We start from the raw sequence: 20,976 nt of genomic DNA, 5'->3' as shown, positions 1-20,976 counted from the left end.
TTGGCTAAGAAAATTGAGTTTTATTTTACCGTATTTCTGTAAGTTTTAGTTATTATTCAAAGGTTCAGTTAATCTAATAATATCATTAATCATAGCAACAACACCTTCCTCTTTTACTGTGGTTAAATTGTTATATAAATCTCCTGCTCTTTGGTTTATAAAATTCCTATGTCTTTTACTAAAGAACGCTTTTGTGTTTTCTGGGTCGTCATCGAGGTCTGGATCAAAACTTGCTCTTACCCAAGGACCATACTCATTAGTTAGAAAATTAACTGCAAATTGCTCTTCTTCTAAATAATCTCCCAAAACATCTTTCCAAGAAATTAAATTACGTCTTAAAGTATCGTTTTTAATAAGATCGAATGATGAAGAATTTAAAAGCGCTTCTACTGCACCATTTTTAGGGTTAAACGATTTATTTCTCCATGCTAAACGGTTATAATATTTCATGCTATCTGCAAAATGAGCATTTGCTTCATTTCTTTTGGGGTTTTTTAAGTCAAAGGTTCCCATAATTTCTAAAAGTCTTATACTAGCATGAAAACTCACTTTATTGAAACTAATAATAGAATCTAATTGTGTTTTATTAGACTTAAAATCAAAGTTAATTTCCTGTAAAAACGCTTGCTCTTTTTTAAGTGCTTTGTTGTTTTCATTCCGATTATTAATCTGTAGTGCAATGAGAATACCAATAACGACTAGGATAATCTCGCCAATAGCGTATTTGAGGTATTTACCCATTTTGTTTTCTTCCATTTGGTTGTAACGTATTTTACGAAAGAACTTAATCATGTAGATTTAATTTTGTTTTAGAGTCTAGAAGTTCTATAGTTTTCATTAGTTTATTTTCTGTAATTTTAAGATAGGCTAATCGTGCTTCTATTAACTTTCTAAGTTGTATAAGCGTATTTTTAAATTCAATATTTTGTGAAAGCGTATCGAAATCTAAAGGTTCAAAAAGTTCTGTAGCAACGACATCATAATTATTAAATTTAACGTTCCAATTATTTGATGCAAGTGCAAACAATTTGTTGATAAATTGATTTTGGATTTGGTCAATACGATTATTCATAACACCTTGTCTATCTATTATATCTGGCAAATCATTTTCGTAAATATTAAGTACAGATTTTAGAATATTCTCATTAGAGATAAGAGATACTTTGCCATTTTGCATAATATTATAGCCAGAACTCGCTTTATTGAAATCACTTTTTCTCATAGTTTGAGATAGAAAAAGCATAAATTTTAAATCATTTTGCTTTTTATCTAGTCTTAAAATAAGACTATCAACACCAACTTTATTAATATTAAGGCGTTCATTTAATTCGATAACATTATCTCTGTTGGTACTTATGTCAGTTTGCAGTTGTTTTAGAAGTATAAGCTCTTGTTTTGAGTTTTTACGTTGCTCATTCCAATTGTTAATCTGTAGTGCTATGAGAATCCCAATTACCACTAAGATAATTTCTCCAATGGCGTATTTAAAGTATTTGCCTGTTTTGTTTTGTTCCATAAGGTTGTAGCGTATTTTGCGAAAGAATTTAATCATTTACTATTAAGTTCTTTAGTTATTAAATTAATTAGGTTTTCTGCAGTAACGACAAACTCGTTCGCCCTGTATAGTGTATGTTCTTTTCTAATTATTGCATTACGCAAATGATTTCTGCCTTGTGTAGACTCAATAAGGTTTATTAAATCTTCTTTTCGTTTGGCAGCACTATTTAAAAAGGGTAGTGCGTTTGTATTATAATTTCTAATAGAACTAGATTCGTAATTAGTGTTATAGGTCCAAAAATTTACATCCTTGTCACTAAAATCTTTATCCCAACGCAACATAGTTTGATAATAACTCTTTTGGGCATTATAGTAATCATTAATTACTTTGTTAACTTCTTCGGAGCCTAAAGATTCTGCGAGGCCTGCATTTTTAATTTTCTCGTAAGTTTGGCTAGATGTTCTATCAACTTCATAATAGCCAGAAACAAGCTTTATAATAGAATCTCCTTCTAATAATTTATAATCATCGTTAATTAGAAGTCTTTTGTTGTTATTAAGGCTTGTTTGGTAATTAGTAATGTTGCCGTTATAATTAATAACATCAGACTCTATGTCTTCTATTAAACTATTTAAGTAAACAATTGCTTTTTGTTGATTTATTCTTTCTTGGTTCCAATTATTAATTTGCAATGCAATCAGAATCCCAATTACTACCAAGATAATTTCACCAATGGCGTATTTGAAGTATTTGGATGTCTTATTTTCCATAATTAGCTTTTGACGAATGCGACGGAAGAGTTTAATCATTACTCCTTATTTTTAAGAATAAGTGCTGGTATATTTAATGATTTATAGAGTGTATTATAGGCCTCCATTTCAGTAGTTATAATAGCATCACGTTCATTTTTATAAACTTGCCAATCTTGCATTAAATCATTAAAACGTTCTTTAGCACCTTGCGTCACTTTTGGATCTGCTTGGTCTATGTAACTAAGTAGTTGAATGAGCTGTGCATTGAGTTTGTTATTAAAATTGATAACATCCTGAAAGGTCTTTTGCTTCGCTTGTATTAAGTTTTCTTCCCAACTATTAATGCGCTTTATGAGAGCTTCACCTTTTTCTTTAAGCGCTTTAGCGTTGTCATTATCTTTTAACAGTTTAGCATATGTGTTTAGTTGCGTTTTTGCGGATCGCATTTGGTTAACAGACTCATGCATATCTTTAATGGTGTTCTCAATAGTAACTAGCATATTTTGTTGTTCAGCAAAATCAGTAGAGTTTGAATCGATAGCCGGATTAGGAAGAATGGTGGCTTGAGTCTCAACAGCTTCTCCATCTAATGTTAATCTTAAGGTGTAATCTCCAGGAGCAACACTAGAGCCTGAGAGTCCGCCAAAAACGAAAACTTTATTAATAGCAGGTAATGGGTCTCTATTAAAATTCCAAGTGAATCGATTATAGCCTTTTTTAGATGGCAGAACTTGAGGTTTAGCTGGTCCTCCTGGCCATGATTTAAAACCCTTTGGCTTTTTATTGGTATAGGTTCTGATAACTTTTGAGCCATCCAAAATGTCTAGCTTTAAATCGAGCGTATCTACATCTTTATCTAAATAATAATCTAAGGTAACTCCACTCTGAGGATTAAGACCTTGTCCTGTTGCTTTAGATGTTCCACCAAAAATACGATAAGTGTCTTTTGGCTTAAATAGCTGAACTGTGTTTTTGGTTGTACTCATATTTTGGAGTACTCCTAAGTCATCTAAAATCCAAAAACCACGACCAGATGTTGCTGCGACCAAATCATTATCTTGTATTACTAAATCATTAATAGCAACTGTTGGTAAATTTAAGTTTAAATGTTGCCAATGCGTGCCATCATCATTAGAAACATATAGTCCTGTTTCCGTACCTGCGTATAACAGTCCTTTTCGTTTTTTATCTGCTCTAACCACTCTCGTAAATCCATTGGGATCATTAAGACCGTTTACAGTTTTAGTCCATGATTGCCCATAGTCATTGGTTTTAAAAATATAAGAATTGAGGTCTAAAGATTTATAGCGCATTACAACGACATAGGCTGTTGCCGGATCGTGTTCTGAGATATCTATACTATTAATGATGCCATCTTTAATGCCATTTGGTGTTATATTTTGCCAGCTTGCACCTCCATCTTTTGTAATATGTAAAAGCCCATCATCACTACCAGCATAGAGTACTCCTTCTTGGTGTTGAGATTCTACTAAGGCAGTGAGTGTATTGTAGTTTTCTCCTCCGGCAGCTTCGTTGGTATATGGTCCACCACCAGGACCATGTTTTTCTGTTTCATTCTTTGTAAGATCAAGGCTTATAGCTTTCCAAGTTGTTCCTCCATCCATGGTTTTAAAAACCACATTTCCGGCATGATAAACTGTTGCTCTATTGTGAGGAGATGTGATGATAGGAGCATTCCAGTTATAACGGTATTTAGAATCTTTAGGAGCAATGCTTAGACCCAATTCAGGATATTCCTTAATTGATTTTTGTTCTCTAGAAGATTTGGTCCACTTGCTAATATTACCTTGGTAAGTTCCACCATAAACAGTTTCTGGATTATCTGGATCAAAAGCAATAAAAGCACTTTCTCCTCCAGCAACCGAATACCAATCTTTCCAATCGATACCTCCATCATTTGTTCGGCTTGCAATACCTATTGCTGAATTGTCTTGTTGACCTCCATAGACATTGTATGGCACTAAATTATCTGTAATAACACGATAGAATTGAGAGGTTGGTTGGTTTTGTTGTGTGCTCCAACTTTTTCCGCTATTAAAGGAGATATTGGCTCCTCCATCATTAGAGTTAATGAGATTTGTATTATCGTGCGGATTAATCCATAAATGATGATTATCTCCATGAGGCACAGGAATATTAAAAAAGCTTCTTCCACCATCAATAGATTTCATAACAGGAGCATTTAATACATACACTACATTTTCATTTTGTGGATCAGCAAAAATCTCCATGTAATACCATGAGCGCGCAATATTAACGCGATTCTTATTGACTTGTTTCCAGGTTTTACCAGCATTATCAGAACGGTATACTCCACCTTTTTCACCTTCTGCTTCTATAACTGAAAATACACGTTCAGGATTTGCTCTAGAGACAGAAATACCCGATTTACCAAAAGCGTCTGGTAAACCTCCTTCCATTTTATCCCAAGTATCTCCGCCATCTGTAGACTTATACAATCCTGAATTTTCACCACCAGATTCCATTATCCAAGGATAACGACGATGCTGCCACATAGAAGCATATAATATGCGAGGGTTAGTCATGTCCATTGATAAAGAAGATGCTCCAGTTGTTGTGTTTACATAAAGTAATTTCTCCCAAGTTGCACCTCCATCCATTGTTCTATAAACACCTCTTTCATTAGAAGGTGCATATTGTGCTCCTTGTGCTGTTACATATATAGTATTGGGATTAGTAGGATGTATAATCACATCAGAAATATGATAGGTTTTCTCTAATCCTATATGTGTCCATGTTTTTCCGGCATCCATCGATTTGTACACACCATCTCCCATGGATGTCATTACACCACGAGCGGCATGTTCTCCCATACCAACCACTACAACATTGGCATCGCTTTCAGATACTGCAATGGCACCAATAGATCCTGTTTTAAAGAAACCATCAGAAATGTTTTTCCATGTAATACCGTCGTCAGTCGTTTTAAAAACACCACCACCAGTAGAACCCATATAGTAGGTATGAGGTCGTCCGATGACTCCAGTAGAAGTAACACTTCTACCACCTCTAAAAGGTCCTATATTTCGCCATTTTAAGCCATGAAAAAGAGAGTCTGTAAGTTTAATAGTTGGCTCAGTTGGTTTCTTTTTTCTTTTTTGAGCATAGTTACTTATTGGGAGCAAAAGCATGCATATAAATAGAATTTTTAGTATTTTCATGTGTTTGGTATGGATTAGTAGTTTTATTTAATTTTTGGTTAAAGAATTTAATTATTGTATGTTAATCAATATATGGTTTCAGTTGTGGTAAAATTTCTCTACAATTCATAAGATTGGTTTCTAATTCTTCTTTAGTGTATCCGAATAACACGTTATACGCTGCTAAAATTACAGCCACTCTTGGTGCAAAATCAGCGCCATCAACATTGGTCCAGCTAGTTTTGTATATATAACTATTGTTATAATTACTGTTATAAAAACGACCAATTATATTGTAGTGTTTTACAAAATCATCTAATTGTGTACGATATTGATTTAACAATGTCTTGTTCAGAGTTTCATAAGATTCCACAGTGGTATAATATTCAGATAAAGACAGTTTAATATCATTAGGTAAAATATCGAATGCTCCTGTATTCTTTAGGTTTGTAAAGGTGTTTTTATTATATGTTGGGGAATTATACCATCTTAGAGGAAACTCATTTTGCATCATCGCAACTAAAGTGTCGAGATTAGTTTCTGTGGCATAAGAACGCTTTATTAAACTTTCGATTGTGCTATCTCGCAAATGTACCAATGGTAAACTTTGATATAAGATAACACTATCTGAAACCATATCATTGTATACTGATTTAAGCGCAGACTTTAGTTGAATGTTTGTTTTCCGTTTTTCATTCCAGTTATTAATCTGTAATGCAATGAGAATACCAATTACCACAAGAATAATTTCGCCAATAGCATAGATGAGGTATTTCGAAAATTTCTTTTCGGAAAGGAGTTGTTGCCTAATGCGGCGAAAAAATTTAATCATTTACTTTCTTTAGGTTGAAAGTAAATTAGGTTGATGGTTGTAGTTGAGGTTGGTTAACTATATGTGTTTAAAGGTATTAAATTGTTACAGTTTATTGCTCATAGATCCCAATAGTTAATTCTCCTTTATCATTCATGGTAGCTCTGTACATGCCTGCTGTATTAAACTCTGCTACCATATTACCATTTTTATCTACAGCAACTATACCACCATCACCTCCTAAATCCTTGACTTTATCTAATACAATTTTAGAGGCGTCTTTTAAGTTTAACCCTTTGTAATCCATTAATGCAGAAATATCATGGGCTACTTGTGCTCTAATAAAATATTCTCCCCAACCTGTGCTAGAGACTGCACATGTGGCATTATTAGCATAAGTACCAGAACCTATAATTGGTGCATCACCAATGCGACCATAGCGTTTGTTGGTCATTCCACCTGTTGAGGTGCCAGCGGCAAGATTTCCATTTTTATCGAGTGCTGCACAGCCAACCGTTCCGAATTTAGCATTCTTAATATCAGCATCGTAGAAATCTAAATAGGCGGATTCAGTATCTACTTTACCTGCTTTTTTAGCTTCACGCTCTTTAACACGTTTTAAAGATTCTAGGCGTCTATCTGTATGAAAATAAGAGGGGTCAACCAAAGTTAATCCTTGTTCTTCAGCAAAGATTTCAGCACCTTTCCCAGAAAGCATCACATGTTTAGACTTATCCATTACAGCTCTAGCTAAATCAATGGGATTTCTAACAATTGTTGTGCCAGCGGAAGCACCAGCGTTTAGGGTTTTGCCATCCATAATTGACGCATCTAATTCATTAGTTTCAGCATTTGTAAACACCGCTCCTTTACCAGCATTAAAGAGTGGTGAATCTTCCATAACGTTTATGGTTTTGGTTACTGCATCTAAACTCGTACCACCATTTTTTAAGACCTCATATCCAACTCTAATCGCTTCTTCCAATTTAGCTTTGTAAGCTGCTTCTTTTTCTGGTGTCATATTCTTTTTTAGAATGGTGCCAGCTCCACCATGAATGATTATCGCAAATTCTGGTTTTTCAATAGTTGCTTCCGATGTGTTTTCTGCTATTGCAGTTTCTTCAGAAGTGTTTTCATTTTTGCATGTAAAACATAAACATATAGCGACAAAAAAAGGAATCAATTTTTTCATGATGGGTTAGATTTTATCAGTGCTTTAAAGTTACATTTTTAGAATACACACTTCAAGTAAAACTGACAATTTATTAGTAACTTCGTGGCAAAATTTAATAATTCACAAAAAATAACCATATATGGAAGCGATTGCTACCGATTTCGGAATAAAAGAGGCTTTAAATCAGTTAGGTGTTAAAGATATAAACGAAGGATCTTCAACAGGATCAAATAATTTTTCTAATGGTGAGATTATAGAATCATATTCTCCAGTTGATGGACAGCTGATTGGCAGAGTAAAAACGACTACACGTGCAGATTATGATAAGGTAATGGATGCTGCCACTAAAGCGTTTTTATCTTGGAGAGATGTGCCAGCACCAGTTCGTGGTGAAGTGGTTCGTCAGTTTGGAAATAGACTGAGAGATTTAAAAGAGCCTCTAGGAAAACTAGTCTCTTATGAAATGGGTAAATCATTGCAAGAAGGTTATGGTGAAGTACAGGAGATGATTGATATCTGTGATTTTGCAGTTGGACTTTCTAGACAATTAAATGGGCAAACTATTCCATCAGAAAGACCTGGACATGTAATGAGGGAACAATGGCATCCTATAGGTGTAGTTGGGATTATCTCAGCATTTAACTTCCCAGTAGCAGTTTGGGCTTGGAATACAGCTTTAGCTTGGATTTGTGGTGATGTTTGTGTTTGGAAAGCGTCAGAAAAAGCACCTTTATGTTCTGTGGCTTGTCAAAATATTATAGCTGATATCTTAAAAGAGAATAACTATCCAGAAGGTATTTCTTGTATAGTGAATGGTGATTACAAAGTTGGCGAGTACATGACTACTGATGACAGAATACCTTTAGTATCTGCTACAGGTTCTACACGCATGGGACGTATTGTTGGAGCAACGGTTGCTGAGCGTTTCGGAAAATCATTATTAGAATTAGGCGGTAACAATGCGATTATAATAACACCATCTGCAGATTTAAAAGTTGTAGTTCCTGGTGCTGTTTTTGGTGCAGTTGGTACTTGTGGTCAACGTTGCACATCGACACGTCGTTTAATTATTCATGAATCAGTTTATAATAAAGTACGCGATGCGATTGTTGGTGCTTACGGCCAATTAACTATTGGTAATCCATTAGATGAAACCAATCATATTGGTCCTTTGATTGATAAAGATGCTGTAAATACGTATTTAGCAGCTATAGAATCTGCAAAAGCTGAAGGTGGAAATGTATTGGTTGAAGGTGGAGTATTAGAAGGAGAGGGTTATGAATCTGGTTGCTATGTAAAACCAGCAATTATAGGGGCAGAAAACGATTTTGCAATCGTACAGCACGAAACATTTGCTCCGATTCTATATCTAATGAAATATTCTGGAGATGTTGAAAACGCAATCGCTAAACAAAATGGTGTTGCGCAAGGATTATCATCTGCAATTATGACTAATGAAATGAAAGAAGCTGAAAAGTTCTTATCCTATGCTGGTTCTGATTGTGGAATTGCTAATGTAAATATTGGGACATCTGGTGCTGAAATTGGTGGAGCTTTTGGTGGCGAGAAAGAAACAGGAGGTGGACGAGAGTCTGGTTCTGATGCTTGGAAAGTCTATATGAGAAGACAAACCAATACAGTCAACTATTCCGATGAATTACCTTTAGCACAAGGTATTAAGTTTGACCTGTAATTTATAAGTTTTGAGTAAGAATGTTGTTTTTATTTTTTGGTTTTTATTCGTTTTCTCAGTTTATTCTCAAGATACTATAAATTAATTGACTCGTTGGGTAAGGCTTACACTTCAAGTCTAAAAAATGGGAATATAGAGCATTTAAAAAAAGCGAAACCTCCAAAGGATACTTGGACATATTCAAGATTGCTTGATTATAAAAATACTTTAGAAAATAATTCTGATGGTTTAATTATTGGAACCTTTATAGAGCCATCTGCTGATAATTCATATTATGGATTTAATTTGTTTGCTTACAAAAGAATTGATAATAAGAATTTTGAATATTATTTCGCTGCAATTATAAACATTGATGTTTCCAATGATGTATATAAAGTCGATCACTCTTATTTATTCACAGAAGCATCAGCAATAGATAGATGGTGGAGCCATGTACTTTGGTTCTATGAAGGAGACACATTTAAAGAAATTCCCGAGAATTATGTGTTTCCTGTTTGTCCACCTCCACCTTTTAAAGAATAAACTTAACCGTTTCAATTTATAATATACATTACAACGAAATCCTTTATTCTTAGATTAGCTGCTGAACTAATTATATTTTTAGCTGCTCTCTTTTTGTATCCCGAAATGGAAAACACTTGTAGATACGCAGCAAGATATTCTGGGAGATTATCATTGTTGATTTTTCTTTTCGCATTTTATTTATACGCATTTTCATACGCTAAGCCTTTACAAGAAAACATTCAATTGCAGAATGTTATTAAACTTTTTGCCGTACTTTACGTTATTCATTTTGGCTTTTTAGCGACCAATGTGTATGTAAATGCTATTGAAATGGTACCAATTAAATTGCTAGGAGGATTTTTGGCGTATGTTATGATTGTAGTCGCTCCATTTAAGCTCCATAAGCTTAATTTCACTAAGCAGTTGGTTTACTTTTATTACGTGAGTTTAGTTATGATATTAACATATGTAGCAAGAGTTAAAGGTGATTTTGAAGGTGTAGAACCGTTTTGGTTTCATTATTTGAGTCTAGGAACTTTGATATTCTGCTGTATTTTATTTGGTTGGAAATTGTACACATCTAAAAAGAGAAAAGGTTTTTTATAGGCCTCTTAAATAAATAAAATTAAAGCCTATTTGAAAGTTGAACATTTTTGAATTGTGACTTTTTTAAGTATTGTGTTTCAGACTAATGGCTAAAGATGTTAAATTTTTTAATATCTTGAATGTCCATTAACTAAAAACACTAACTAATGAGTAAAAAAACATCTTACCTTTTAGGTATTTTACTTACTATCATTATTGGTACTTTATTGTATTGCTATTTATGTGACGATTGTCATTGTTTTCCTAGTGGAGAAGAAGCAATAATTGAAGATACAAATAGTATAGTAGAGCCTGAAGTTATTCCTGCCACTCGAAATGCATTTACTATTTCCGATGCTGATGGAGACTTCAACATTGAAATTAATGACAATTTTAATTTTAAAACATCGAACTTTTCAATCTTAGAACCAATTGCAACAGGTGTTACATCTGAAGTTGCTAGGTTAAAGGATTATCTTTTGGCAAATCCTTTAAAGGATATTGATATTACGGGTTACTATCGTAGTGATGAAACTAACAATTCTGCCTATCCAAACTTGGGATTAGCAAGAGCAAATGCGGTTAAGAATTACTTGATATCGCAAGGTGTGCCTTCTAAACAAATTGATACACACGGACAGCTTAATGATGATATCAATCCTGATGATGCAAGCACATTATTTGGACCATTAAAATTCGGTATTGTAACCTTTGAAGAAGGAGCTACAGATGAAGTTCTTGAAGCTGCATGTGAGGCTATTAGAAAGAATCCTTTGGTATTATACTTTAAAACAGGAGAAGCACAAATTAGCCTAACGGCAAAACAACGTCAAATGATTGCTGATATGTCTCGTTGTTTTGATAAACTAGGCGTTAAAGTCCAAGTAACAGGTCATACAGACAATACCGGAGATGCTGATAACAATGTAGTACTAGGTCAGCAACGTGCCGATTTTGCTAAGAGCTATTTAGTAAGAAATGGAATTTTAGATAGTAATGTAGAAGCCTCTTCTAAAGGCCAAACAGTACCTATAGCTGATAATAATACTGAAGAAGGACGTACTAAAAATAGACGTACAGTAATAACAATTAACTAACAAATTTAAAACAATATAAAATTATGAATTGGTGTATATTAATCCCATTATTAGTAGGTCTAATTAGTGCATTATTAGGCTATTTACTAGGTCGTCTTTTAGGAGGCGGAAATGACGATAGCGATAGAATTAGAAGATTAGAAGCAGATTTAGAAGCATGTAGAGCGAGTAGAATGAGTTTAGAAGGAGATTTAAAGACAACAAAGGCATCTTTAGCTTCATCATTAACAGCAACTTCTTCAGCTACGTTGATTCCTTTTGATGCAGCTGCAGCAAAAGCGGTATTCGGCAAGAAAATAAAAGAGAATGACTTAACAGTTGTTGAAGGTATTGGGCCAAAAATCCAAGAGTTATTCCATAATCATGATGTAAAAACTTGGAAGGCATTATCTGAATGTAGTTTAGATAAATGTCAGAGTGTTTTAGATAGTGGTGGTGATCGTTTTAAAATTCATAAGCCAGGTTCTTGGCCAGAGCAAGCTAAAATGGCTTATCAAGGGCGTTGGGCTGATTTACTAAAATGGCAAGACGAGCTTGATGGCGGAAAGTAATCGCTTGAAAATAATTTAGTATAAAAACCGTTTCATTTTGAAACGGTTTTTTTGTGGTAAAACAAATCATATCCAATTTTTATAATTGACATATAAGTTTAGTTTTTGTTAAGATTAAACTATAAACTAAAATTTAGGTCTAACGTACATGAAACAGAGAGAACTTCAGCATTTAAATTGGCGTGCAGGTTTTGGATTGAGTCCTAAAACACATACGCCTCAAAACAGAAAAAAAACCGTTGATACTCTTTTTGAAGCATCTAAATCTATTTCTCATATTAATGTAGACCTATCTTTTTTGGAAGGTATTAAACCATTAGACCTAAAAAACAATCCAAAATTAGCAAAGGAGCTCAGAGACAAAAGCAGAAAAAAAGTCTTAGAACTTAATTATGCTTGGATAGACCGGTTAATTAATCCAAAAGAGGTATTGAGAGAGCGAATGACATTATTTTGGGCAAATCATTTTGTCTGTAAAGACAATAGTATTGTTTTTATTAAGAAGTATAATAATACATTGCGAACGCATGCATTAGGTGATTTTAGAGCTTTTGTGAAAGCTATTTCTAAGGAAGCGGCAATGCTTAAATATTTAAATGGAAAACAGAATAGAAGGGCAAAGCCAAATGAGAATTTTGTACGCGAATTGATGGAACTCTTTACCTTAGGTATAGGTCATTATTCTGAGAAAGATATAAAGGAAAGTGCTAGGGCTTTTACAGGTTATAATCACGACTTTAAGGGAAGTTTTAAATTTAGAAAATTTCAACACGATAATGGTTTCAAAACTTTTTTTGGAAATACAGGAAATTTTTCTGGTGATAATATCATTGATATAATATTAGAAAAAAGGGAATGTGCTCATTTCATTTCGGATAAAGTCTATCGCTATTTTGTAAACCCAACACCAAATAAAAAACATATTGATGCTATGACTAATGTTTTTTTTAAAGATTATGATATCGAAAAATTAATGCGCTTTGTTTTTATGTCAGATTGGTTTTACAACGAAGAGAATATTGGTGCCAAAATAAAATCGCCCATTGATTTTTTAGTAGGAATAGCAAATACGGTCTCAATTAAATTTGAACGACAAAAGGATTTATTGAAGCTTCAAAAATTACTTGGACAAACCTTATTAGATCCACCAAATGTTGCTGGTTGGAAAGGAGATAAAGGGTGGATTGATGCTAATACGATAATGGTTCGTTTAAAACTACCCTCAGTAATGCTCAATAATGCAATGATTTCATTAAAAGAACATGGTGACTTTAATGATAGTTTTAGGGAAAAATACTTTAAACGAAAAAAAGTAAATTACCTTTTAAAACCATACCAGACTGGGATGCATTTTCTAAAAAATTTAAATCAGTAAAAACAGAGAATCTTGAATCATATATTATTCAGGGTATTATAAATAAAGGTACAGCAAACTATTTAGAAACACTGAACAAAAAATCGAAGAAAGATTATTGTATTCAATTAATGTCCTTACCAGAATATCAAATGTGCTAATAGTATAATTATGGAAAGACGTAAATTTTTAAAAAATACCGCATTAGCAAGTAGCTTGTTCTTTGTGCCTAGTTTTGTAAAGGCATTTGAGTCTGTGGCTGCTGAAAGATTAGGTTACAAACGACTTGTAATTGTTCAATTAGCAGGTGGTAATGATGGGCTTAATACTATAATTCCTTACAATAATGACATCTATTATAATGCTAGGCCAAGGTTAGCAATTACTAAAGACATCATAAAATTAAATGATGATTTAGGGTTTCACCCAAGTCTAGGACCTTTAAGGTCTTTATTTGATATTGGAGAACTATCCATTATTAACAATGTAGGTTATCCAAATCCCGTGCGATCACATTTTAGATCAATGGATATCTGGCAAACAGCTAGTGGATCTAATGAATATTTACAAAGTGGATGGTTAGGACGTTATTTAGATTTACACGGTAAAAAACCTTATAATACAATTGAAATGGATGAGCAATTAAGCTTGGCTATGAAAGGAGAACATTTTAATGGCATTGCAACAAGCAATTATAAAGTATTATATAACTCTTCTAAAGACCCATATTTTAAAAATGTCCTTAATCATTATAATGATGCTCACTTGAGTGATCATAATTTAGGGTATTTATATCAAACAATGATAGAAGCCAAGTCTTCTGCGAATTATATTTATGAGAATACTAAAGTGAAGTTATCTCAAGAAGACTATCCTCAAAATAAATTTGCAAAGCAACTTAAAAATGTGGCTCAGTTTATTAACTCTGGCTTAGAAACGAAAGTGTTTTATACTTCTTTAGGTGGTTTTGATACACATGCAAATCAAAATAATAAACAAACAAGATTATTATCTCAATACGCTGAAAGTGTTTCTTCATTTGTAAAAGATTTAAAAAGAAATAACACTTTTGAAGATACTTTGATTTTAACTTTTTCAGAATTTGGAAGACGTGTAAAACAGAATGCAGCAAATGGTACAGATCATGGAGCTGCTAACGCTGTTTTTGTAATAGGTAAAAAGTTAAAAAAAGCAGGTTTTTATAATAATTTGGCAAGTCTGAGTGACTTAGATAATAACGGTGACTTAAAATACGAAATAGACTTTAGGACTATTTACGCTACCATTTTAAGTGAATGGTTAGAAGCTGATGATACTACTATTTTAAATCAATCTTTTAATAAGCTCAATTTTATATAAGTGTAACTTAATAAAAACAATAAACCTTGTTTCAGGGTCGATATAATCGAGTGAAACAAGGTTATATAATTGATTAATAGCACTTCAAAGATGCGAGTTATTTCGGTTGTCCCTTAAATTTTTTGATGAATGGTCAAAAAAAATGTATAATCTGTAGTATTTTGATGCATTGTTCGATAAGATGCATATAATAAGGGTAAAATAGTTGTTAAATCCGACTAAATCAACTGTATTTTACTTTGCGTAATATTCTAATCGTGTCTTTATATGAGTTGTAAAGACTATCATCGTACTTCTTAATATATGGCTTTGCATAATCTAGCTTTGGTAATGCGTCTTCAAAACCATTGAGATAACAAATGAGATAACTCGCAGCCAAATTTTTTAGATCATTAGACTCGTGCTCTGCAAGTGTGATGTTTTTTTCGAGCTTTTCAAGGATGGCATTATTAGTATTATAAATATGATGCAATACCTTTTTATCAAATTGAGGAGGTTCGAAAATTAGGTGAGCTTCAATAGAATAATTTGCATTATCATCAAAATGAATTGTTTTTTCTTCAAGCTTATAATATTTATAAGATTGCTGAAGTCCAAGTCGAACATATTCAACGATCTTAAATGAATCTTCAGTAAAAGAAATCGCAACTTCATCTAATGCTGAATAAAACAAACGGACTTGCTCATTTATAAGCTCTATATCTACTCTAGAGTAAAAGGTTTCATCCTTTACGTGTTTTTTATCACCAGACCAACAGAGGACAAAATATTCTTTAAAGACTTTGTATTTAGGATTAAAGTCTTGCCGTTTATTCATAAAATCAAAAACACCATCGAGCGTGAGTTCAATATTATTCTGAGCATGGTTTTCTATGGCAGAAACAATTTTAGAATTTACATCCTTAATCTCAATATCAAAAACCTTGGGCATACTCATACTACCATCTCTAAAGAAAACAGAACCACCATAATATTTCCAAATATTTTTTCTGAGTGATGTAATGTCGTCATTGGGCCTTATAGTAACTAAACCAACTACTTTATCATCTGGTAAATGTGGAAATGGGATATTTTCGTATTGTACAATTGGTGGATTGCTTAAATATGCATTAATAAGGTTTTGAATTTTACTGTCATCAAAGAAGTCAACACCAATAATTTTATTGTCTTCGTCTTGTACGCCAATAACGATATACGAGTTGTTTTTAGGATTGCTATTGGAAAGGGCACATATGTGTTTTAAAAACTTAGCTTTTCCTTCTTTAAAACCTATATCTATTTTTCGTTTTTTGTCATAGAAACTGTTCTCATCGTTGTGAGCTAGTAGGTGTTTTATGAGCAATCTCTTATTTATCATAGAATTTCCTGCGAAAGCAGAAATCTTATTGTTTAAAGTAATTTAATTTCCTTTTTTAAATTCTCTCGTGCCCGCTTTTCATATTTAATTTGAAAAGCGTCAGTAAAAAATAATGTTTCTCTTTCGAGAAAATGGTTAAGCACTTTTTTTCGTCCAGGATTATACATAAATTTAGGATAGATTTTATACTCTTTTCTAATATTCTGAATATAATTTTTGTATGTATTCCAATCCGTCCCTAAGATAGATAAATCTAAATCCAAAAGATAAGCATTATCATCGTTTTTAGTCAAAATCAATTGATGCTTTTTAGTCGAAATAATTAATTTTTCGACCTTTTTTATTCGTTTTTCATCAAAATACGATGATTTTAAGCGTTTTTTAGCCAAAATGGCACTTTCCTCTTCATTGTCTTTTTTTGTGGATTTGTATATAATATCGTGATACCAAATAGCAAATTTTAACGCATCTAAATCGATAATTTCACTTTCAAATTTATCTAATTGCTTGAACATGTTCTGAAGATGAGATAGATTATGATAGTATCTCTTTTTACTTGCATATTGTTCAATAATTTCTTTACAATAAATTTCTGTAATAAGCTCGTCTTCAAAGTATTTAGATGATAGTTCTAACCATTGTGATTTCAATTCACTAATCATAGTGATTTCTTTACGATAGTAGAACTAGCCTGAGAAGTACAAAACATTAATACATCAGCAATATTAACATGTGCAGGTCTTGATATTGCAAAATAAATGACGTCGGCAACATCTTCAGCTTGCAATGCTTTATAACCTTTATAGACATCGTCAGCAGCAGTATCTCCTTTAAAACGGACTTCAGAAAATTCGGTTTCAACCAAACCAGGATTAATGGCACCAACTTTAATTCCATATGGATTTAAATCTATACGCATACCTTCCGTAATAGCTAAAACAGCATGTTTGCTTCCGCAATACACATTTCCATTAGGATAAACTTCTTTTCCTGCAGAGGAACCAATATTAATAATATGACCTGAGTTTCGTTTTGTCATACTAGGAATTATAGCTTTACTAACATAGAGTAATCCTTTTACATTAATATCCATCATGGCGTCCCAATCATCTAAACTTCCTGTTTGTATTGGGTCTAAACCATGAGCATTGCCTGCATTATTAATAAGAATATCAATATCCTGAAATGCTTCAGGTAATGAGGCTATTGCATCTAAGGTTTTTTTTCTATCGCGTACATCAAAATTTAGAGTGTGTACATCAGTTAGTCTTGACAGCGCTTTTTTTACACTATCGAGACGTTGTTGTCTCCGACCACATAAAACTAAGTTGATACCATGTTTAGCAAACTCATGAGCCGTAGCTCTACCAATTCCACTAGTTGCTCCTGTTATTAAGGCTACTTTTTTCATGTAATAATTTCTTTTACGGTACTTTATGACCTTGACTTGCCACCAATATTAAAAACCAATCTTCAAGTTCAAGTTCAATTTTAGAAGCTTCAAAAGCATTAGTCAATCTTTCTTTATTTGTTGTGCCTACAACTGGGTGAATTCCTGATGGATGTTGTAATGTCCAAGCTAATAACAATTGGTCTTCAGTTGCATTATATTTATCCATCAACTCGCCAAGTTGTTTATGTATACGTCTGGTTTGTTCGTTATCTTCTCTAAAAACTGAACCTAAAGGGGACCAAGCCATGGGTTTAATGCCAGTGGTTGTCATATAGTCTAAAGTACCATCGTGCATTGGTGAGTGTTCAGTTAATGAAAATTCAATCTGGTTGAAGTCAATATCCATTCGTAAACCAATCATTTCCATTTGAGATGCCGTAAAATTAGAGACACCAAAATCTTTAATCTTTCCATCTTTCTTTAGAATAGTGATAGCTTCAGCTATATCCTCAGCGACCATTAAAGGACTTGGTCTATGAAGCAGAAATAAATCTAAATACTCAGTGTTGAGGTTTTTTAGAGATTCTTCAGCAGACCAAATAATATAGTCTTTACTATAATTGTAGTGTTTAACTTTATTATCTCTGTTCTCACAAACATATTGGATACCGCATTTTGATATCAGTTGAATGTTTTCACGTTTAATACCGGAATCGATAAAGGCTTTACCGAAATCAGCTTCAGTGGTATAAGCTCCGTAAATATCAGCATGATCAAAGGTTGTAATGTTATGAGATATACAATGGTGCATTAAAGCGTCCATTTCTTTTTTTGAGAGTTGTTTGCCCCAACTTCCCCAGGTCATAGTACCTGCAATTAATCGAGAATATGTCACTTTTTTTTTCGTTTATATGGATTTTTTTGCAATTGGTGTATAAAAATACTTAAAACATAAGGATTACAGTATCATTGATCTGTAATTATTCCATAACCCAAATCATGAATCACTTACAACCTATAAAATCGCTTTTTTTTACGCTCTTAATTTTAGTTGCTTTTACAAGCTGTACTAAAGATGATATTAGTGAGGGTAGTAATTTCACATCCATTACTGTGAAATTAAAAAGTATAACAGAAGAGCACAACAAAGTATATTTAGATATTGAAGATGTTCAATTAAGAATAAGCGAAAGTCCTAGTAATGGTTGGGTTAGCTTAAACGCTATTAATAGTGGAACACATAATGTTTGTGACTTAAGATCAGATGCGGAGTTAATGCTAGCAGATAATTTTGAAATAGCGTCTACTTTTATATACGAAATTAGATTAGTTCTAGGTGATAATAACTTTATAGATTTAAATAATACGTTACATAGTTTAGATGTCACAAGTTTAGGTAATGCAACACCTTCAAATATAGTAACTACTGAATTGATAAAGCATCGTTTTTATAATGTTACTATAGAGATTGATATCGATAATTCGGTAAGTTATAATGAAGATGAAAACATGATGATTTTAAATCCAAAATTATATACAGAAATAAGACAAGTTCAATATTAATTATCCTAATCCATGATTAATTAAGATAAAAGAGTGACACTTCGGTGTTACTCTTCTTTTTTTAACCAATTGTTAACAGCAAATAACGAATAATTTTAACATTTTGCATCTTCGAAAAAATTACTAAAAATAGTTTAGCTCTTAAATAGAATAAACATGGAAGAAACGAGTACAATTGATATTAAGTCAATTAATGAAAAGATAGAGAAAGAAAGTGCATTTGTAGACTTATTAACCTTAGAGATGAATAAGGTTATTGTTGGTCAAAAGCATATGATAGAACGTTTGCTAATTGGACTACTAGGTCAAGGTCATATTTTATTAGAAGGTGTGCCAGGATTAGCAAAGACTTTAGCGATTAATACGCTCTCTAAAGCGATAGATGCAAGTTTTAGTAGAATACAATTTACCCCAGACTTATTACCTGCAGATGTTGTAGGTACTTTGATATACAACATTAAAGAAAATGACTTTACGATTAAGAAAGGTCCAATTTTCGCCAACTTCGTTTTAGCAGATGAGATTAATAGGGCTCCAGCCAAAGTGCAATCGGCTTTATTAGAAGCCATGCAAGAAAAGCAGGTGACTATTGGTGATGAAACTTTTATTTTAGACAAACCATTCTTGGTAATGGCAACTCAAAATCCAGTTGAGCAAGAAGGAACTTATCCTTTGCCAGAAGCACAAGTGGATCGTTTTATGTTAAAAACGGTTATTGATTATCCAACAATAGACGACGAACAACAAATTGTAAGAGCAAACTTAAAAGGGTCTTATGATAAAGTTAATCCTGTGGTTTCTGTAGCTCAGATTTTAAGTGCTCAAAAAGCTGTTCGAGAAGTCTACATGGATGAAAAAATTGAGAAATATATTTTAGATATTATTTTCGCAACCCGTTATCCTGAAAAATATAAACTAGGTGATTTAAAAGCGTTGATTTCTTTTGGTGCGTCTCCTCGTGGAAGTATCAACTTAGCAACTGCAGCTAAATGTTATGCTTTTATTAAAAGAAGAGGATATGTAATTCCTGAGGATGTTAGAGCTGTTGTACACGATGTATTACGCCATAGAATTGGGATAACTTACGAAGCTGAGGCAGAGAATGTCACTTCAGAAGACATTATAAACAAGATTGTAAACGAAATCGAGGTGCCTTAGAATTTAAGATTTGAGAATAACGAATGACGATTTCAAAAAATCGTAAATCAACAATCTTCAATCGAAAATTGAGAAATGGATACTAAAGAACTTCTAAAAAAAGTACGAAAAATAGAGATTAAGACACGTCGTTTGTCTGACCATATATTTGGAGGAGAATATCATTCAACCTTCAAAGGCCGTGGTATGACTTTTTCTGAAGTTCGTCAATACCAATATGGTGATGATGTAAGAAATATTGATTGGAATGTGACTGCACGTTTTAGAGAACCTTACATTAAAGTTTTTGAAGAAGAACGCGAGTTAACCATGATGCTTATGGCTGATGTTTCTGGCAGTAAACTATTTGGAACAAAAAATCAGTTTAAAGACGAGATTGTTACTGAAATAGCTGCAACATTAGCTTTTTCTGCAACGCAGAATAATGATAAAATAGGGTTGATTTTGTTCTCAGATGAGATAGAACTTTATATTCCTCCAAAGAAAGGACGTTCACATGTCTTAAGAATTATAAGAGAGTTATTAGAATTCAAACCAAAAAGTAAAAACACTAATATTGCTGAATCCTTTAAATTTTTATCTAATGTGATGAAAAAGAAGGCTATTGTTTTTGTGTTATCCGATTTTATAGCAGATGACTACAAGCAAAATTTAAAAATTGCAGCAGGACGTCATGATATTACTGGGATAAGAATTTACGATAAACATGAGGAAGCTATTCCAAACATAGGTATGGTACAAATGGAAGACGAGGAATCTGGTGAGTTAATGTTAGTAAACACATCATCTAAAAAAGTAAGACATAATTATAGTAAGTATTACAATGAAAAAGTGGACTACTTTAAAGACACATTTACAAAATCAGGAGCAGGCACAATTGATTGTCGTGTTGATGAAAGTTATGTAAAGAAGCTATTGGGTTATTTCAAAAGAAGAGGATAAATA

20 protein-coding genes are annotated in these 20,976 nt (G+C 32.8%); 10 read left to right on the top strand and 10 right to left on the bottom strand.

Annotation, left to right across the window (positions count from 1 at the left end; translation table 11 throughout):
- Positions 1–45: 45 nt before the first annotated feature.
- The 6 genes from WPG_RS17285 to WPG_RS05505 all read right to left on the bottom strand — a co-directional run bounded on the left by WPG_RS17285 (position 46) and on the right by WPG_RS05505 (position 7,435).
- Positions 46–792, bottom strand: a complete 747-nt coding sequence (locus tag WPG_RS17285) for a DUF6090 family protein (RefSeq protein WP_052471161.1) — start codon at positions 790–792, stop codon at positions 46–48.
- Positions 785–1,516 (bottom strand): DUF6090 family protein, encoded by a 732-nt coding sequence (locus tag WPG_RS17280; protein ID WP_052471160.1) that lies wholly within the window; start codon positions 1,514–1,516, stop codon positions 785–787. Before WPG_RS17280 ends, WPG_RS17285 begins: the two co-directional genes overlap by 8 nt.
- A gap of 32 nt (positions 1,517–1,548) precedes the next feature.
- Positions 1,549–2,307: a DUF6090 family protein gene (locus tag WPG_RS17275; protein WP_144374422.1), complete on the bottom strand. Its 759-nt coding sequence runs from the start codon at positions 2,305–2,307 to the stop codon at positions 1,549–1,551.
- The gene (locus WPG_RS05515; protein ID WP_045470259.1) at positions 2,307–5,453 is read right to left on the bottom strand and encodes a VPS10 domain-containing protein; all 3,147 of its coding nucleotides are present in this window, start codon (positions 5,451–5,453) and stop codon (positions 2,307–2,309) included. The genes WPG_RS17275 and WPG_RS05515 overlap by 1 nt, the downstream gene beginning before the upstream one ends.
- Positions 5,454–5,514: 61 nt before the next feature.
- The gene (locus WPG_RS17270; protein WP_052471158.1) at positions 5,515–6,264 is read right to left on the bottom strand and encodes a DUF6090 family protein; all 750 of its coding nucleotides are present in this window, start codon (positions 6,262–6,264) and stop codon (positions 5,515–5,517) included.
- 91 nt (positions 6,265–6,355) lie between these two features.
- Complete coding sequence (locus WPG_RS05505; RefSeq protein WP_045470257.1) at positions 6,356–7,435, bottom strand: isoaspartyl peptidase/L-asparaginase family protein; 1,080 nt, start codon at positions 7,433–7,435, stop codon at positions 6,356–6,358.
- A gap of 121 nt (positions 7,436–7,556) precedes the next feature.
- On the opposite strand from WPG_RS05505, the gene WPG_RS05500 reads away from it, so the two are divergent.
- From WPG_RS05500 to WPG_RS05470, 7 genes are all read left to right on the top strand, one after another.
- Positions 7,557–9,110, top strand: a complete 1,554-nt coding sequence (locus WPG_RS05500) for an aldehyde dehydrogenase family protein (protein WP_045470255.1) — start codon at positions 7,557–7,559, stop codon at positions 9,108–9,110.
- Between the two features lie 93 nt (positions 9,111–9,203).
- Entirely contained in the window at positions 9,204–9,632 is a 429-nt protein-coding gene (locus tag WPG_RS05495; protein WP_144374421.1) for a hypothetical protein, read from the top strand.
- A gap of 105 nt (positions 9,633–9,737) precedes the next feature.
- Positions 9,738–10,220 carry a hypothetical protein gene (locus WPG_RS05490; RefSeq protein ID WP_045470244.1) on the top strand — a complete coding sequence of 161 codons (483 nt, stop codon included), beginning with the start codon at positions 9,738–9,740 and terminating at the stop codon, positions 10,218–10,220.
- A 146-nt stretch (positions 10,221–10,366) separates the two neighbouring features.
- Positions 10,367–11,296, top strand: a complete 930-nt coding sequence (locus WPG_RS05485; RefSeq protein ID WP_045470242.1) for an OmpA family protein — start codon at positions 10,367–10,369, stop codon at positions 11,294–11,296.
- A gap of 23 nt (positions 11,297–11,319) precedes the next feature.
- Complete coding sequence (locus WPG_RS05480) at positions 11,320–11,847, top strand: hypothetical protein (RefSeq protein WP_045470240.1); 528 nt, start codon at positions 11,320–11,322, stop codon at positions 11,845–11,847.
- Positions 11,848–11,995: 148 nt separating this feature from the next.
- On the top strand, positions 11,996–13,222 hold the full coding sequence (locus WPG_RS05475; protein WP_231850260.1) for a DUF1800 family protein: 1,227 nt from the start codon (positions 11,996–11,998) through the stop codon (positions 13,220–13,222).
- A gap of 150 nt (positions 13,223–13,372) precedes the next feature.
- On the top strand, positions 13,373–14,560 hold the full coding sequence (locus tag WPG_RS05470) for a DUF1501 domain-containing protein (RefSeq protein ID WP_045470238.1): 1,188 nt from the start codon (positions 13,373–13,375) through the stop codon (positions 14,558–14,560).
- A gap of 223 nt (positions 14,561–14,783) precedes the next feature.
- On the opposite strand, the gene WPG_RS05465 is transcribed toward WPG_RS05470, so the two are convergent.
- Genes WPG_RS05465 through WPG_RS05450 form a run of 4 tightly spaced genes read right to left on the bottom strand, consistent with a single transcriptional unit; the run spans position 14,784 to position 18,205 of the window.
- Positions 14,784–15,917 carry an ATP-binding protein gene (locus tag WPG_RS05465; protein ID WP_045470236.1) on the bottom strand — a complete coding sequence of 378 codons (1,134 nt, stop codon included), beginning with the start codon at positions 15,915–15,917 and terminating at the stop codon, positions 14,784–14,786.
- A 32-nt stretch (positions 15,918–15,949) separates the two neighbouring features.
- Complete coding sequence (locus WPG_RS05460; RefSeq protein ID WP_045470234.1) at positions 15,950–16,579, bottom strand: hypothetical protein; 630 nt, start codon at positions 16,577–16,579, stop codon at positions 15,950–15,952.
- The gene (locus WPG_RS05455; protein WP_045470232.1) at positions 16,576–17,328 is read right to left on the bottom strand and encodes an SDR family NAD(P)-dependent oxidoreductase; all 753 of its coding nucleotides are present in this window, start codon (positions 17,326–17,328) and stop codon (positions 16,576–16,578) included. The genes WPG_RS05460 and WPG_RS05455 overlap by 4 nt, the downstream gene beginning before the upstream one ends.
- Positions 17,329–17,341: 13 nt before the next feature.
- Entirely contained in the window at positions 17,342–18,205 is an 864-nt protein-coding gene (locus WPG_RS05450; RefSeq protein WP_084221522.1) for an aldo/keto reductase family oxidoreductase, read from the bottom strand.
- Between the two features lie 104 nt (positions 18,206–18,309).
- On the opposite strand from WPG_RS05450, the gene WPG_RS05445 reads away from it, so the two are divergent.
- The 3 genes from WPG_RS05445 (at position 18,310) to WPG_RS05435 (ending at position 20,973) form a co-directional block, all read left to right on the top strand.
- Positions 18,310–18,873 (top strand): DUF4382 domain-containing protein, encoded by a 564-nt coding sequence (locus WPG_RS05445; protein ID WP_045470230.1) that lies wholly within the window; start codon positions 18,310–18,312, stop codon positions 18,871–18,873.
- A gap of 156 nt (positions 18,874–19,029) precedes the next feature.
- Positions 19,030–20,031: an AAA family ATPase gene (locus WPG_RS05440; RefSeq protein ID WP_045470228.1), complete on the top strand. Its 1,002-nt coding sequence runs from the start codon at positions 19,030–19,032 to the stop codon at positions 20,029–20,031.
- A 75-nt stretch (positions 20,032–20,106) separates the two neighbouring features.
- Positions 20,107–20,973, top strand: a complete 867-nt coding sequence (locus WPG_RS05435) for a DUF58 domain-containing protein (protein ID WP_045470226.1) — start codon at positions 20,107–20,109, stop codon at positions 20,971–20,973.
- The last annotated feature ends 3 nt before the right edge of the window (positions 20,974–20,976 follow it).

The sequence above is a fragment of the Winogradskyella sp. PG-2 genome (genome assembly GCF_000828715.1).
Taxonomy (GTDB): Bacteria; Bacteroidota; Bacteroidia; order Flavobacteriales; family Flavobacteriaceae; genus Winogradskyella.
The sequence above is the reverse complement of the archived record's forward strand: the minus strand, read 5'-3'. Positions and strand labels throughout refer to the sequence as shown.

What these genes read in the sequence shown, in the direction of transcription:
- WPG_RS05480 (WP_045470240.1), top strand. Translation starts at nt 11,320, where the DNA reads ATGAATTGGTGTATATTAATCCCATTATTAGTAGGTCTAATTAGTGCA.
- WPG_RS05435 (WP_045470226.1), top strand. Translation starts at nt 20,107, where the DNA reads ATGGATACTAAAGAACTTCTAAAAAAAGTACGAAAAATAGAGATTAAG.
- WPG_RS05445 (WP_045470230.1), top strand. Translation starts at nt 18,310, where the DNA reads ATGAATCACTTACAACCTATAAAATCGCTTTTTTTTACGCTCTTAATT.
- WPG_RS17285 (WP_052471161.1), bottom strand. Translation starts at nt 792, where the DNA reads ATGATTAAGTTCTTTCGTAAAATACGTTACAACCAAATGGAAGAAAAC.
- WPG_RS05475 (WP_231850260.1), top strand. Translation starts at nt 11,996, where the DNA reads ATGAAACAGAGAGAACTTCAGCATTTAAATTGGCGTGCAGGTTTTGGA.
- WPG_RS05470 (WP_045470238.1), top strand. Translation starts at nt 13,373, where the DNA reads ATGGAAAGACGTAAATTTTTAAAAAATACCGCATTAGCAAGTAGCTTG.
- WPG_RS05465 (WP_045470236.1), bottom strand. Translation starts at nt 15,917, where the DNA reads ATGATAAATAAGAGATTGCTCATAAAACACCTACTAGCTCACAACGAT.
- WPG_RS05460 (WP_045470234.1), bottom strand. Translation starts at nt 16,579, where the DNA reads ATGATTAGTGAATTGAAATCACAATGGTTAGAACTATCATCTAAATAC.
- WPG_RS05490 (WP_045470244.1), top strand. Translation starts at nt 9,738, where the DNA reads ATGGAAAACACTTGTAGATACGCAGCAAGATATTCTGGGAGATTATCA.
- WPG_RS17270 (WP_052471158.1), bottom strand. Translation starts at nt 6,264, where the DNA reads ATGATTAAATTTTTTCGCCGCATTAGGCAACAACTCCTTTCCGAAAAG.
- WPG_RS05500 (WP_045470255.1), top strand. Translation starts at nt 7,557, where the DNA reads ATGGAAGCGATTGCTACCGATTTCGGAATAAAAGAGGCTTTAAATCAG.
- WPG_RS05455 (WP_045470232.1), bottom strand. Translation starts at nt 17,328, where the DNA reads ATGAAAAAAGTAGCCTTAATAACAGGAGCAACTAGTGGAATTGGTAGA.
- WPG_RS05515 (WP_045470259.1), bottom strand. Translation starts at nt 5,453, where the DNA reads ATGAAAATACTAAAAATTCTATTTATATGCATGCTTTTGCTCCCAATA.
- WPG_RS05505 (WP_045470257.1), bottom strand. Translation starts at nt 7,435, where the DNA reads ATGAAAAAATTGATTCCTTTTTTTGTCGCTATATGTTTATGTTTTACA.
- WPG_RS05485 (WP_045470242.1), top strand. Translation starts at nt 10,367, where the DNA reads ATGAGTAAAAAAACATCTTACCTTTTAGGTATTTTACTTACTATCATT.
- WPG_RS17280 (WP_052471160.1), bottom strand. Translation starts at nt 1,516, where the DNA reads ATGGAACAAAACAAAACAGGCAAATACTTTAAATACGCCATTGGAGAA.
- WPG_RS05440 (WP_045470228.1), top strand. Translation starts at nt 19,030, where the DNA reads ATGGAAGAAACGAGTACAATTGATATTAAGTCAATTAATGAAAAGATA.
- WPG_RS17275 (WP_144374422.1), bottom strand. Translation starts at nt 2,307, where the DNA reads ATGATTAAACTCTTCCGTCGCATTCGTCAAAAGCTAATTATGGAAAAT.